The sequence below is a fragment of the Binatus soli (SeqCode) genome, from assembly GCF_050015535.1.
Taxonomy (GTDB): Bacteria; Desulfobacterota; Binatia; order Binatales; family Binataceae; genus Binatus; species Binatus soli.
The window spans coordinates 92,950-107,356 of record NZ_JBEKBF010000010.1; the positions used below are offsets into that span (position 1 = coordinate 92,950).

The 14,407-nt window shown below is 61.2% G+C and carries 11 protein-coding genes; 3 read left to right on the plus strand and 8 right to left on the minus strand.

What is annotated here, in order from left to right; all coding sequences use genetic code 11:
- Positions 1-131: 131 nt before the first annotated feature.
- The gene (locus ABR989_RS09495; RefSeq protein ID WP_428127870.1) at positions 132-2,216 is read right to left on the minus strand and encodes a nitric oxide reductase activation protein NorD; all 2,085 of its coding nucleotides are present in this window, start codon (positions 2,214-2,216) and stop codon (positions 132-134) included.
- Between the two features lie 403 nt (positions 2,217-2,619).
- Between ABR989_RS09495 and ABR989_RS09500 the strand changes: the two genes are divergently transcribed.
- On the plus strand, positions 2,620-3,741 hold the full coding sequence (locus tag ABR989_RS09500; RefSeq protein ID WP_428127872.1) for a beta propeller repeat protein: 1,122 nt from the start codon (positions 2,620-2,622) through the stop codon (positions 3,739-3,741).
- 130 nt (positions 3,742-3,871) lie between these two features.
- On the opposite strand, the gene ABR989_RS09505 is transcribed toward ABR989_RS09500, so the two are convergent.
- The 4 genes from ABR989_RS09505 to ABR989_RS09520 all read right to left on the minus strand — a co-directional run bounded on the left by ABR989_RS09505 (position 3,872) and on the right by ABR989_RS09520 (position 6,266).
- Positions 3,872-4,285 (minus strand): nitroreductase family deazaflavin-dependent oxidoreductase, encoded by a 414-nt coding sequence (locus ABR989_RS09505; RefSeq protein ID WP_428127874.1) that lies wholly within the window; start codon positions 4,283-4,285, stop codon positions 3,872-3,874.
- Between the two features lie 979 nt (positions 4,286-5,264).
- On the minus strand, positions 5,265-5,693 hold the full coding sequence (locus ABR989_RS09510; protein ID WP_428127876.1) for a helix-turn-helix domain-containing protein: 429 nt from the start codon (positions 5,691-5,693) through the stop codon (positions 5,265-5,267).
- Positions 5,683-5,958: a hypothetical protein gene (locus ABR989_RS09515; protein WP_428127877.1), complete on the minus strand. Its 276-nt coding sequence runs from the start codon at positions 5,956-5,958 to the stop codon at positions 5,683-5,685. The genes ABR989_RS09510 and ABR989_RS09515 overlap by 11 nt, the downstream gene beginning before the upstream one ends.
- 161 nt (positions 5,959-6,119) lie before the next feature.
- Entirely contained in the window at positions 6,120-6,266 is a 147-nt protein-coding gene (locus tag ABR989_RS09520) for a hypothetical protein (RefSeq protein ID WP_428127879.1), read from the minus strand.
- A 114-nt stretch (positions 6,267-6,380) separates the two neighbouring features.
- On the opposite strand from ABR989_RS09520, the gene ABR989_RS09525 reads away from it, so the two are divergent.
- Both ABR989_RS09525 and ABR989_RS09530 read left to right on the plus strand, forming a co-directional pair.
- Complete coding sequence (locus ABR989_RS09525; protein ID WP_428127880.1) at positions 6,381-7,805, plus strand: M16 family metallopeptidase; 1,425 nt, start codon at positions 6,381-6,383, stop codon at positions 7,803-7,805.
- Entirely contained in the window at positions 7,802-9,196 is a 1,395-nt protein-coding gene (locus tag ABR989_RS09530) for a M16 family metallopeptidase (protein WP_428127882.1), read from the plus strand. Before ABR989_RS09525 ends, ABR989_RS09530 begins: the two co-directional genes overlap by 4 nt.
- Positions 9,197-9,303: 107 nt before the next feature.
- On the opposite strand, the gene uvrA is transcribed toward ABR989_RS09530, so the two are convergent.
- Genes uvrA through ABR989_RS09545 form a run of 3 tightly spaced genes read right to left on the minus strand, consistent with a single transcriptional unit; the run spans position 9,304 to position 14,403 of the window.
- Entirely contained in the window at positions 9,304-12,138 is a 2,835-nt protein-coding gene (uvrA, locus tag ABR989_RS09535) for an excinuclease ABC subunit UvrA (protein ID WP_428127884.1), read from the minus strand.
- A 6-nt stretch (positions 12,139-12,144) separates the two neighbouring features.
- Positions 12,145-13,194: a 4-hydroxythreonine-4-phosphate dehydrogenase PdxA gene (pdxA, locus tag ABR989_RS09540; protein ID WP_428127885.1), complete on the minus strand. Its 1,050-nt coding sequence runs from the start codon at positions 13,192-13,194 to the stop codon at positions 12,145-12,147.
- Positions 13,195-14,403 (minus strand): peptidylprolyl isomerase, encoded by a 1,209-nt coding sequence (locus ABR989_RS09545; protein ID WP_428127886.1) that lies wholly within the window; start codon positions 14,401-14,403, stop codon positions 13,195-13,197. It abuts the gene before it with no gap.
- Positions 14,404-14,407: the final 4 nt, after the last annotated feature.

The window sequence follows — 14,407 nt, forward strand, 5'->3', positions numbered from 1 at the left end:
TCGGGTCGCGCCGAGCAGCGCGAATTACGGCTGATTTCTCAAAAACGTGCTTATTTCCGAGGATCCAGACACGAATGTTTCACGTGGAACATTTTTAGTTCAGGAGAACAAAACGCGAACAGCGAACGCGCTTACCAGCGGATGACCTGTTCGTAGATCTTCGGCAACTGGCGCGGCAGCGATGCGATGTCCTCGATCACCAGGTAGCGCGACGATTGGCACATCTGGCGCAAGTAGTCGTGGCCGGTTTTGTCGACGGTGATGCAGAACGGCAGCACGCCGGCCAACTCGAGTTCCTTCAACGCGACCATCGTGTCCTGAATGCCGTAGGCGTTCGAGCGGCGATCGTGGCCGTAGTCGAAATCCTGCGGGAAGCCGTCGCTGAGCAGGATCATGTGCCTGGCGCGCGAGGACACGTCCTTGAATTTCTCGCGCACGTGGCGAATCGCGGCGCCCATCCGGGTTGAGCGCTTGGGTTCGACGGCGCCGACGCGGGCCTTCACCTCGTCGGTGAGTTCCTGATCGAATTCCTTGATCACGTAGAACTCGACGTTGTCGCGGCCGTGTCCGGAGAAGCCCATGATCGCGTACTGGTCGCCGATTTCCTCGAGCGCTTGCGCCATGATGACGAGCGCTTCCTTGTTCACGTCGATGATACGACGGGGACGATTGGCGGTTTGCGGGCGGCGCTCCCACGCCTTCATCCAGTCGTCGGTGTCGTCATCGTTGGTATGCTTGCGCGGCTCGCGATGGACGGGCTCGTCGGTCGAAGCCGACATGTCGAGCAGGAACAGGGTGGCGACGTCGCGCGCCTCTTTCTTGCGCGCCTTGTAAAAGCGGCCATCGGGCGTCTCGCCCATCAGGCGCGCGACGCGAGCCTCGATGGTGCGATCGAGGTCGATTTCCTCGCCGTCCTCGAGTCCACGGACCATCCGGTACGAGGCGGGGCGGATGCGCTGGAAGTTGCGCCGCACGCCGGGCAGCATCTCGGCGTAGCGAATGAGCGTGTTCTCGAAGAAATCGCCCTCGTCGCCGGTCATCGGAATTTCGCGCAGCCGGCACCAGTTGCGGCGGTAATCGTTCAGCACGTAATCCCATTCGTCGTAGGCGTAGTAGGAATCCTGGCGGCCGCGGCCGATCATCAAGCGTCCCTGCCCGGTGACGGAACCGATCTCGCCGAGCTGCTCGCGCATCTGGTCGATCTCGCTGAGCTGCTTGCCCGTCAGTTGTGTCAGGTACATGCCGTCGCCGTCGGCGCTGCCGTCGCCTTGCGACGGTTTGATCTCGGCGCCCTGCTCGATGAGCTTGCGCAATTCCTCGGGCGAGAGCGCCCTGCCCTTGCCGCCCCTGGATTGCTTGCCCGAGACGTCCATCCGAACGTTCTGATCGGGCTCGCCGCCGCCGTCGCCATCCTCGCCGTCTTCGCCTTCGCCGGCGGTCTGCGTTTCCGAGCCCTTGATTCCCTTGATCAGGTCGTTACGCATCATCTCGGCTTCTTCTTCGCTGAGCGGATCGCCCTCGCCGCGTTCGTGCGCCTCCCGAATCAGCTCCTGGAGCCAATTATAGAGGGAGCTGACCTGGCGGACGCTGGTCATGACGTCGGCGCCGCGCTCGCGAACGGGAGCGAAGTGTCTCGAAGCCATCCACACCAGCGGGGAATCCATCCCTTCGCCCGTCGCCTCGAGATCGAGCGCCGCGCGCACCAGCATCGTACTCAAGGACTCGGGATGAAGCCTTTGCAGCAGCGAGCGATTGAGGCCCGCGATGCGCGGTGCGAGTCCGCGATAACGGCGCGCCAGTTCGGCGTCGATTCGCGCCGACTCCGCCAGCCGCATCAGAGCGCCGGCCAGGCCCGGGTCGTCGAACGACGCGACGAAGCTGTCGATGGCCTCGACGCCGGTCTCGCCGCGCTCTTCGAAGCCCGCGATGTCCGCGAGTTTCAGCTTGAACGTGCCGAAGTCATGACGCGCCGCCAGATGGGCGGTGGTGACGAAATAATAGATGTAAGCGTCGCCGCGAGCGCCGAAGGGTTCCAGCCGCTCGGGCAGATAGATCATTTCGCCCGGCAGGAGCGGATAGTGAAACGGCAGCATCGGGCCGCTGTTCGCAAGCGAGTCGATGCGGAACTCAAGCGGAAACAGCATCCGCATGAACTTCGTCAGCACGCCCTTGATTTCGAACAGGTCCTGCGCTTTCTCGGCAATTTCAGTCATCATCGCAATGATAATCTAATCATTGTTACAAACAGCGATATATGGATGCAATTTGGCTCCGGCTGCGGCAGCCACGGGGCAAAGATTCGGCGCGCGATGTGTCGGTTACGGCGGGATTGCGCGTGGCAAGGCGGCGTCGATGACGCTCAAATTGTGGGCGGAAATTGGGCTGGGGACACTGGTTTCGTGCTTGTCCCAGAGTACTACTGGTAGGGGAGCATCTATGCGAATGCGAATTTGGCGGGCGCTGTGTGTAGCAGGGTTGCTGCTTGGGCTTACGGCGATGGCGCGGGCTCAACCGCCCGGGCCTGGACGCGGGCTGCCGCCAAACCCAGTCGGCGCAGCACCTGCGCTTAAGCAGCTCCTCGAGGCACCGAGACCGTCTCGGGGAGGATCGGTCGGATCCATGCAGCTGCTCGCGCCGAATGTGGGCTGGGCAACGAGTATGCAGGGGCTGCTGTGGACCTCCAACGGTGGGGCCGAATGGGAGGACATCACTCCGCCCGCTCCAAAGGATGCGCTGATCTGTGGGATTTTCTTTCTCGACACCAACCGGGGCTGGGTACTGTTCGAGCACGGAGAGCCGGACATCCCTGGCGGGTTACAGTTCGACCTAGCCTCCACGGACAACGCCGGGGCCACCTGGTCGATGAGACACGTGACAGTCCCGGAGAGGAAATACCCGGGTATTTTGAATGGCGGGATCCTTGCATTTGCGGACTCGGTTCATGGCTGGCTGGGCTTGGGGGAAGGATTGAGCGCGGCTTCTCGCGGCACGGGCGTGCTGCTGGCGACCGGGGACGGAGGTGAAACCTGGAAACTGGCAACCGCTACCGGATGGGACAAGTTCGATTCGGTTGGCCCGATGCTTATGCTGACGCCGGAACAGGGATGGATGGTGGGCGACGATGTCTATAACGAACTCCTTGTCACCCGCGACGGCGGCAGAACCTGGCAGAGTATCGAGCTCGAATCGCCGGTGAAAACCGACCTAATGCGGGAATATGATCGAAACGCGGAGCAGTTCGAACGATCGTTCTACCAAAAACTGCCCCCTGCTGCGGCAAAGCTTGCAGGGAAGGAGCCGCAACACCGCTCGTATGCCGCCTACGGTCTCCCCACATTCAAGGATCCCAAGCACGGCTATGTATGCGTTACCTATCCTGGAGTAGTGGTGTTGTTCGCCACCGAGGACGGCGGAGTCACTTGGAAGCCGGACAGGGTATTGGCCGGATTGCACGAAGCTCAGACGGGAGCGGTGGTGGTGTCCGCCATAGTGGACTCGACGTGGATCACCGGCAGAGTTCCGAAAGGCGGCATGCCCCAGCTCACCAAACTTGGCCCGGGCGCTAGCGCTACCGACACCACGATGCCAGCTCCTGAGGAATCGGGGGTTTTTCAAATGAGTTTCGCCACGGCGAGCCAGGGATGGGTCGTGACTAACGAGTCCAAATTACTGTCGACCAACGACGGCGGTGCGACCTGGACCGACATCACCCCAGGCTGGCCCACAGGCGCTACCCCTTAGCCCGCATTCGGGAGGGCGTACAAGAAAAGTTCTAATGCGGAGCGCGGCACGATGCCGCGGCTTCGGCTATGTGGTGCTCGGAAAGGATTCGGCGCTCGCCGCTGCGAGAGCGGAGACTCCCGTCAAGCCGCTAGCGCGGCGTGAGAAACACCACGGGGATGTCGCGTTTCGTTCCGGCCTGGTACTTATCATACTCGGGCCACTGAGCTGTCATGATCGGCCACAGGCGCTTCTTTTCTTCGGCCGTCGCAGTCCGCGCCCGGACCGGAATCACTTTGTCCCACACCTGGATTTTCACATCGGGGTGGGCGAGCAGGTTTTTGTACCACCCAGGATGGTCGGGCGCGCCACCTTTCGAAGCGACAATCAGATAGTTGTTGCCGTCGCGCCCATAGATCAGCGGGAACTTTTTCGTCTCGCCAGATTTCCGCCCGATCGTGTGCAGCACCAGAACACTGGTGTTGTTCCAATCGTGGCCAGTCTTACCGCCGGTCGCCTCGTACTGGCGGACGTGCTCGTCTCCGAACAGGCTGTAGTCAGGCATACGCATAGACTGCCACGTTGGCAGCCCTCTGGCCACCGCTGTCGTTACCGAGAATCAACTCCAAACGTATTGATTTGAATAGCTGGAATCGGAGCGGCAGGTGCCGGTGCACGACGCTAATCCTCTGGACTAACTGCCGGAATCCCCCAACCTGATCACCTCTGTTAGGCGGGACAGATCGCGGACACAATCCTGAAATAACGCCCGCAGGTTCGCGGCAAAATTGGGGGCACCGGTTCGGCTATCTGGTGCTCGGCAAAGATTCGGCGCACGATGCGTCGGTCACGGCGAGATTGGGGGGCAGATGGCGGGCGCGAAGGCCGCGCCCCTTCTTCGGGCGGCATATGGTCGGCACCGCAAGGGTACATCCGGTTCGTGAACTCTTTTCGTGTCGCCCGTCATGCCCGGTGTCGCTCTGGGGTACCGACACGCGCACGTGGTAAACGCTTCGGCTTACGCGTTCGATCCGATGTGGATCAGCGTTTCTCTTGACGAGCACTCGTTGTCCGGAGACCCCCGTTTTGATTGCGAGGCCGTGAAATACGGAATACCGGCAATATCAGTGGAGGCAACCCCATTCGCACTGAGACGTTCTGAATTAACTCCCGCCAATATGGCCAAGCGTTATATACTCCGTTAACATTGGAGAACCGCGATAAGTCTCGCATGGAGAACTGGTCAATCTTGGGCAGGCGATAGTGCAGTTCGAACGTCGCCCGTACTGAGAGCATGGTCAGAGGTCGGCGAGAACCTCCTCCGCTTCGAGGCCCTGCGGCCGAAACTGCACGCACCCTTACCTCGGCCGCAACATCAAATCCTTCTGCGGTCTTATCAATGACCCGGGCTGAATGCCCCACATCTACCGACGTTATCGGCACCTTTCCTTTGGGCGGGCTGCCAGAGGCCACTAATTCCCGGAGACGCACGCCTGATAGTTCGACGGAGTCAATGATTTCTCTCAGCCGCTGCGGAGAATTGCTCATGCGGCGTATCGCTCACCGTCGGCCGGGACACTCTCCCAGATTTGGCCACGAATCGAATAGCGTGGCTTGCCAGTTGGCCACGAGTGCAGCCGCAGAGGGCGGACCTGCCGTGCTCGTTTACTCTTCGTCACTTGATCGCTTTCAACCCCAATCGTCAGCGAAACACCAACAGCGTCGGCAACGTCGGCGACCGTGCGTAGCGTGAGATTGCGCCCGCCGGCCAAAAGCTGCGAAATAAAGCCCTTAGTCTTCCCAAGGCGCTTCGCGACTTCCGATCTCGTCAGCCCAGATTCTTGGATAGCGGCTGACAAAGCTTCCGTCACTTCCAGAATCAATTCTTCTTGTCTGAGGAGTCGTCGATTTTCGGTCGAAGACCGTTCGAAGCGCTCGACTTCGGTCGGACCAGGCAATCTTTCAATGTCCATGCTGCGCCTCATAATCGTCATTTTCTGCCAATACGCGAACCGCCCGTTCGATCACGGCCGGGTCGAGGCGATCTTTTTTCTTTTGTTCGTACGCCGCAATTAAAAATCTCCCGCCCGGACGGAAATCGTCCAGAAAGCGATCCTGGAACCGCTTAAACTCTCGCAACTCTGAGCCGCGCTGTCCTCCCTTGTCGCCAAGCTTATGAAATAAGTCACCGTTGTTGATCAGTCCGGTTTCTGCGAGTCGCTGAAAAAGGGCGCCCATCTTAGCTCTTCTCTCGGCGGTCAGTCGTTCGTAGTCTGTGCGTGCTGGCAGGTAACCTCCCTGTCCACGGCCCACTCCACCGTTCCCCAGGTTCCCCTCGCTACTACGCGGTCCACGCCTTGACCTTGGATTCATCCCTCGTCCAGTAAGTTTACATATAACTAAACCACAGTCAACCGGCGGCCGGGGCAGGCGGGGCGGGCCAGATCGGACGGCGTGAGATGAATATTCACCCGCGCGGCCTGGAAGGCGACTTTCAGCGAGCTATTGAACGATAGCTGAAAAGGGCCGCTTTTGTCCTCACCCACTGGCCGTCCTCCGCGCAACCGAGGCAATTTGGCTCGGCGCGCGGCGCGATGGGGCGGCTTCGAGTTTAATTCCTTGACTTGCTTGCGGGCGGCGGACTTAGATGATCGCAAGCTATGCGCATCACGATCGTTGGCAATCATCGCCGTCTGGTTCCGATGGCGGCGCTCGGTACCCTTCTATGCCTGGCCGCTTCGGCGCCGGCGCGCGCGGGAATCGCGGACGCGGTCAAGGCCCAGACGCTTCCCAACGGGCTCAGAGTGCTGGTGCTGGAAAATCACAAGGCGCCGCTGGCGATCTTCAACGTCTTCTACCGCGTCGGCTCGCGCAACGAGCAGATGGGCAAGACGGGGCTGTCGCATCTGTGCGAGCATCTGATGTTCAAGGGCACCAAGAAGCTGGGTCCCGAAGAGTTCTCGCAGATCATCCAGCAAAACGGCGGGATGGATAACGCGTTCACGGAAACGGACTTCACGGACTATTTCGAGAAGATCACCAAGGATCACCTCGACGTGCCTATCACGCTCGAAGCCGATCGGATGGCCAACTTCGAGCCCAAAGATTTCGACAAAGAGAAGCACGTCGTGCTCGAAGAGCGGCGGCTGCGCACCGATGACAATCCGGAGGACGCGCTCGACGAGATGGTCCGCGCGCAAGCGTACCTGGCGCATCCGTACCACTGGCCGGTGATCGGATGGTTCCACGACGTTGACGGGCTGACGCTGGCGGACGCGATGGCGTATCACAAAATCTATTACTCGCCGCAAAACGCGCTGATCGTGGCCGTCGGCGACTTCAACGCCGACCAGGTGCTCAAGCAAATCAGCGAGGCGTTCGCGGGGATCAAGAACGGTCCCAAGCCGCCGCCGGTCGCGGAACTCGAGCCGCCGCAAGAAGGAACCCGGCACGTCGAACTGAAGCACGCGGCCAATCTTCCGGCGTTCGAAGAGGCATATCACGTGCCGAATATTTTCAGCCCCGACAGTTACGCGCTCGAAGTGGCTTCGGAAATTCTGAGCGATGGCCAGAGCTCGCGGCTCTACAAGAAGCTGGTCGTCGAAAAGCAGATGGTGGTCGATATCGGCGCCGGCTACGAGATGACCTCGTTCGATCCGGGATTGTTCATCGTGTCGGCGCAGATGCGTCCCGGCGTGAAGGCGGCGGACACCCAGGCCGAAGTCGAAAAGGAGATCGCCGCGCTGCGCGACACTCCGGTCGGCGCGGAGGAATTGCAGAAGGCCAAGAACCTCGAGCAGGCGCAATACGTGTTCGGGCAGGACTCGATCATGCGCGAGGCCGAAATGCTCGGAATGTACGAAATGCTCGGCGACTACCATCTCGTCGACAAGTACCTGGACGGAATCGACAAGGTGACCGCGGCTCAAGTCCAGCGGGTCGCGAAAACTTATTTGGTCGCGGCCAACATGACCGAAGGCGTGCTGGTACCGACCGGCGTTCTGCCGCATGGGGGCGGAGGATTGAGTGGCGGAGAGTTGCGCCATGCTCCCGACGCGGGCGAGACCGCCGAGGCGATCCGATGAGCGGCGCGGCAGACCGGATGAAGATGTTTGCTTTGGCTTTCGTTGGCGTCACGGCAATCGCGGCGTTGGTCTTCGCGGCCTCGCCGGTGCATGCACTCGAAATCAAGCGGATGACGCTCAGCAACGGCGCGGTCCTGCTCGTCTCGGAAGAGCATCGACTGCCGATGGTGACGATGATGATCGAGTTTGACGCGGGCACGCGGCGCGACCCCAAGGGCAAGGAAGGGTTGGCCGCGCTGACGGCGGAATGCCTTTCGCAGGGCACCAAGGAACTCACCGCGCCGGAGTTCGATCAGAAAGTCGATTTCATGGGCAGTTCGGTCGGGGTGTCGGCCGGCCGCGATTATTCGACCGCCGGGATGACGACGCTGAAGAAGTACCAAGGCGATACGCTCAAGCTGCTGGCGGGAATCCTGACGGATCCCGGACTTCGGCAGGCCGATATCGAACGCAAACGCGCCGAGCAGGTCGCGGAAATCAAAGCGGCGGAAGAACAACCAGGCTACGCCGCGGACGTGGAATTCATAAAAGACTTGTTCGGCGACTCGCCGTACGGGCATCCGGGCGAAGGCTCGCCGGAATCGGCCGGCAAACTCAGCGCTGACGACGTGCGCGGCTTCTACCGCGACAATTACAAGCTTGGCAGCGCGATCATCGCGGTGGCCGGCGATGTGACCGCCGACGAAGTTAAAATATCACTTGAAAAAGAGCTGGCCGGCCTCTCCGGTTCCGTCGCGCCGCAAGCTGAACCGCCGCCAATCAAGGTCGCACCGGGTCTTCATGTGAAACTGATCGATCGAAACGTCGTGCAAGCCAACATCATAATGGGTTCCGGCGGCGTGGCGCGGTCGAATCCCGATTTTTACCGGCTCAAGGTGATGAACTACATACTTGGCGGCGGCGGATTTTCCTCGCGCCTGGTGAAGATCGTTCGCAGCCAGCACGGACTCGCCTACTCGGTCGACAGCGGTTTCGAGCCGGGCAAGTACCAGGGCGCATTCACAATCAGCCTTCAAACCAAGAACCAGAGTTCGAACCAGGCAATCGATTTGATCCTGCAGCAGCTTCGCGAGATCCAGGAAAAACCGGTCAGCGACGCCGAACTGGATGGCGCGAAAAAGTTTCTTATCGGCAGCTTCCCGCTGGGGCTCGAGCGGCAGAGCGCGATTGCGTCCTTCATGGTGCAGGTCGAGTTCTACGGCCTGGGGCTCGACTACGCGGAGCAGTATCCAAAGCTGATCGGATCGGTCACCAAGGATGAAGTACTGGCGGTTGCAAAAAAATATCTGCACCCCGATTCGATGATCGTCGTCGCGGCCGCGAACCAGAGCGAAGCGAAGATCAAAACCCCGCAGATGGAGAAGGCCGCCGACGCCGCCAGCGCGCAATAGGGCCGCCAGCGAGCAGGATCCGCACGCGCTTGCGCCGTTTGCGCGCGTCGCGGACGGACGGATAATCCTACGACAGTGCGGCCGGGACGGAATCGTGAGTGCGCGGACTATGCGGCGGCGCGATGGTTGAGCACCTGGCGCAGAAAGCCGGCGGTGTATGAAGCCTTCACGCCGGCGACTTCCTCGGGCGTGCCTTTTGCGACTACATTGCCGCCGCGATCGCCGCCCTCGGGCCCGAGATCGATCAGGTAGTCGGCCGTCTTGATAACGTCGAGGTTGTGCTCGATCACGACGATGGTGTTGCCCGCGTCGGCGAGGCGGCCGAGCACACCGAGCAACTTTTTGATGTCGTCGAAATGCAGTCCGGTCGTTGGCTCATCGAGGATATAAAATGTGCGGCCGGTCGCGCGCCGCGCGAGTTCCTTGGCGAGCTTGATGCGCTGGGCCTCGCCACCCGACAGGGTCGTCGCGGACTGGCCGAGATGAATGTAATCGAGGCCAACGTCGCGCAGCGTTTCGAGCTTCTGGCGAATTGGAGGAACTGAGCCGAGGAATTCGACCGCGTCGAGCACGGTCATGTTGAGAACCTCGGCGATATTCTTGCCCTTGTATTGAATTTCCAGCGTGTCGCGATTGTAGCGCTTGCCCGCGCATACCTCGCAGGTAACGTAAACGTCCGGCAGAAAGTGCATCTCGATTCGAATGATGCCGTCGCCTTCGCACGCTTCGCATCGTCCGCCCTTGATGTTGAACGAAAATCGCCCCGGCCCGTAACCGCGCATGCGCGCCTCCGGCAATTGCGCAAACAGCTCGCGGATATGGGTGAACAGGCCGGTGTAGGTCGCGGGATTCGAGCGCGGCGTGCGTCCGATCGGGCTTTGATCGACGTGAATAACCTTGTCGAGATGCTCGACGCCGTCGAGCGTCTTGTACGCGCCGGCACGTTCGCGGCTGTGATTCAGTTTCTGCGAGAGCGCGCGATACACGGTGTCGAGCACGAGCGTGGATTTCCCGGAACCTGAAACGCCGGTGACGCAGGTGATGACGCCGAGCGGAATCGCGACCGTAAGATCGCGCAGATTGTTTTCGTGCGCGCCTTTGACCGTCAGCCATCGGCCCGAGAGCTTCCGGCGCCGGGACGGCACGGGAATCTCGATTTGCCCCGAGAGATACTTGCCGGTGAGTGAGTTTTCATCGCGCATCACATCCTCGGGAGTGCCCTGCGAAACGACGTAGCCGCCGTGAATTCCGGCGCCCGGTCCCATGTCGATCAGATGATCGGCCTCGAGCATCGTTTCGCGATCGTGCTCGACCACCAGCACGGTGTTGCCGAGTTCCTTGAGGCGCTTGAGCGTCGCCAGCAGGCGCTGATTGTCGCGCTGATGAAGTCCGATCGACGGTTCGTCGAGGATGTAAAGCACGCCGACGAGGCTCGATCCGATTTGAGTGGCGAGACGGATGCGCTGGCCCTCGCCACCGGAGAGACTTCCCGACGGGCGATCGAGCGTCAGGTACTCGAGTCCGACGTCGGCAAGAAAATTCAGCCGCTCGCGGATTTCCTTCAAAATGAGCTTCGCGATTTCCGCTTCCTGCGCACTCAGCTTCGGTGCGGCGAAAAACGCGAGTGCCTGCTTGATCGACATCGCCGTCACTTCCGAAATCGACTTGCCGTTGAAGCGGACGTACAGGCTTTCCTTCTTGAGCCGCGCGCCGTTGCAGGTCGGACACGGCCGCATGTTCATGTACGCCTCGAGAAACTCGCGCACGCCTTCGGACTCGGTTTCCTTGTAGCGGCGATCCAGCCACTGCAGCACTCCCTCGAACGTTTTCGAGTACTCGGCGCGATGATGCCCGCGCTGGTAGGCGAACTCGATCTCCTCGGTCCCCGAGCCGTACATGATCGCCTTGCTCACCTTGAGCGGTATTTCCTTCCACGGCTGATCGAGGCTGAACTTGTAATGCCTGGCGAGCGCGTCGAGCACCGGCTGCAGATAGTTCATCGTCGCCCACGGAGCGATCGCGCCATCGGAGATGCTCAAGTCCTCGTTTTGCACGACCAGCTCGGGATCGAAATACATGATCGATCCGATTCCCGAGCATTCCACGCAGGCGCCGTGGGGGCTGTTGAACGAGAACATCCGGGGCGCGATTTCCGGATACGAGATTCCGCAATCGACGCAGGCGAAGCGCTGGCTGAAATAGATCTCGCTCTCGTTCTTGGGCCCGTCCAGGCGCTCGACCTTGAGCAGGTCCTGCCCATACTTGAAGGCAACTTCAAGCGAGTCCGACAAGCGCTTCTCGATTCCCTTGCGGATCGCGAGCCGATCGACCATCACTTCGATGGTGTGGCGCTGGTTCTTGTTCAGCGCCGGCTCCTCGCCGAGTTCATAGAGCTTGCCGTCGATCTTCACGCGCACGAAACCCGCGCGCTTCATCTCGGACAATTCCTTGCGATACTCGCCCTTGCGATCGCGGACAATCGGCGCGAGCACGTGAATCCTCGCCCCGTCGGACCATCCCATGATCCGGTCAACGATCTGCTGCACGCTCTGCTGAGTGATTTCGCGGCCGCAGTTGTAGCAGAACGCGTGTCCCACCCGCGCGAATAGCAGGCGCAGGTAGTCGTAGATTTCGGTGATAGTGGCCACCGTCGAGCGCGGATTGCGCGAGGTGGTCTTCTGCTCGATCGAGATTGCGGGCGACAATCCTTCGATCGAATCGACGTCGGGCTTTTCCATCTGTTCGAGGAACTGGCGCGCGTAGGCCGACAGCGATTCGACGTAGCGGCGCTGACCCTCGGCGTAAATCGTGTCGAAGGCGAGCGATGATTTTCCCGAACCGGAGAGTCCGGTGATCACGACCAGTCGATCGCGCGGAATCTCGAGATCGATGTTCTTGAGATTGTGCTCGCGCGCGCCCTTGATGACGATTCGATCGGCCATCGTTGCTTACGCCGAAGCCCGCCGCCCGGTCTTTTCGCGTCCCGTCACGGCCCGCCACGCATATTCGATCGCGGCAATCATGCTCGACGGATTTGCAATTCCCTTTCCTGCTATGTCGAACGCCGTTCCGTGGTCGGGCGAGGTGCGGACGAACGGCAATCCGAGCGTGACGTTCACCGCACGATCAAACTCCAGCGTCTTGACCGCAATCAAGCCCTGGTCGTGATACATCGCAACCGCAGCGTCGAAGTTAAACGAACCCGCCTTGCGGATGAACGCGGTGTCCGGTGCGAGCGGACCGAATGCGTCGATGCCGTCACGCTGCGCGCGTCGAATCGCCGGTGCGATCACGCGGATTTCCTCATCACCGAACATCCCGCCTTCACCCGCATGAGGATTCAATCCGAGCACCGCGATTCGCGGTCGTGCAACGCCAACCGCGCCGCGCAAATGCGCAGAGAGCAGACGAATCGTGTCCAGGACATTGCGCTGCGTCAGTGCGGACGCCACTTTTGCAAATCCCATATGCGCAGTCACCAGCGCTACCGTCAGCTCGCCGCCCACGAACATCATGCGCCACAGCCGGGTTCGCGCCAGATGTGCAAGCAGTTCCGAATGCCCGGGGAAATGATGCCCCGCGCGGTTCATCCAATCCTTGCTGATCGGCGCGGTCACCAGCGCGTCAGCGTCGCCGCTCATCGCCATCCGCGCGCCGGTTACGATGTAGTCATACGCGGCGCCGCCGCCCTCAACCGTGGGATGCCCCGGGCGAATTGCGCGCGCCGGCAAACTCGATATGGAAAGTACGCCGAGGCCTTTGGTCAGACGAATCGGCGGCTGACCAGGATGCCATTGGGATGGAGCCGGCACGTCGGTCAGGCGGGCGGCGGCCGCGCGCATCGCGGACAAATCGCCGACTACCGCAATCGACGGCGCGCTGCGGCGGCTCGAAAGCGCCGCTGCCGCCTTGAGGATCACCTCGGGCCCGACGCCCGCCGGATCGCCCATGCTGATCGCCAACCGCGGCGGCGTCTTTCGTCTGAGCGCCGTCATCATCTAGTACATGGTCTCGACGTAATGCTGCTTGACAAGATCGGAGTCAACCCACTTCTGGAGCTGCGCGCCGGATTGCTGATCGATCAGCTGAGCGCGAATCGGCGCCTTGACATCGTTGAGCGGCTGCACGCCCGGCACTTCGTGTTCTTCGAGCTTGACGACATGAATGCCGTGGCTGGTGCGAACCGGCGCCGAAATTTCGCCGGGCTTGAGCGGCTTTACCGCGGCCAGAATCTGGTCCATGACGTCGGACGGCGCGAACCATCCGAGTTCGCCGCCGTTGGACTTTGATTCGTCGTCCGAATACAGGCGCGCGAGATCGCCGAAGTCGTCGCCCTTGGCTGCGCGCGCGCGAATCATGTCGGCTTTCTTTTGCGCGGCGGACACTTGCGCGGCGGTCGGGTTGGGCGGCAGCGCGATCAGAATCTGCGCGAGCTTGAGACGCTCCCTGGTAATCGTGAAGTCTTCCTTGTGGGCATCATAGTAGGCCTTGATGTCGGCGTCGGGCACGTCGATTTTCGCGCGGACTTCCTGCTCGATCATCATTGCTCTTTCGATATCGAGGCGCGCCCGCTTGCGCACTTCGTCGTAGCTCAGCCCGCTCGCCCGTAGTTGCGCGCGGAATTCCGCATCGCTCATGTGCTTGTCCTGCCGCAACTGCTGGATGTACCTGTCGATCTGCGCCTCATCGACCTTGTCATCGTACTTCTTCACTTCCTGTTCGAGCAATTTCTCTCCGATCAAGGCCTTCACCGCGACCTTGGCGGTGTCCGAAGAAGCGAAATCGTCGGTCTGAATCGGCTGGCCGCGCTGAGCCGCGAAATCTTTGACCTCCCGCATCGTGATCGGCTCGCCGTCGACGCTGGCGACGACACGATCCAACGCCGGCGTGCTCGGTTCCGCCGGCTCATCCGAGGCAACGGGCGCTGGCGGGGGCGGCGGTTCGTCCGATTGCGCCTCGGCGACCGGATTCGGAGCCGGCTTCCCCGTCCGCGAAGGGTTGGCCGCTCCAGGCGACGCCGACGCCGATGGCGCCGTCACTGTGGAAGAAGCGGCCGCCTGTTTGAAAATATCGAAAGCGCCGGGTTTGAGGAGATCCAGCGAGCAACCCGAAACCGCGCCCGCCAGGACAATTCCCAGCGACGCCGCCAACGCCGTCGTCACGGCGCATCGCGCGCCGGCACGCGGGGACAATCTTCCGTTCTGCATCAGT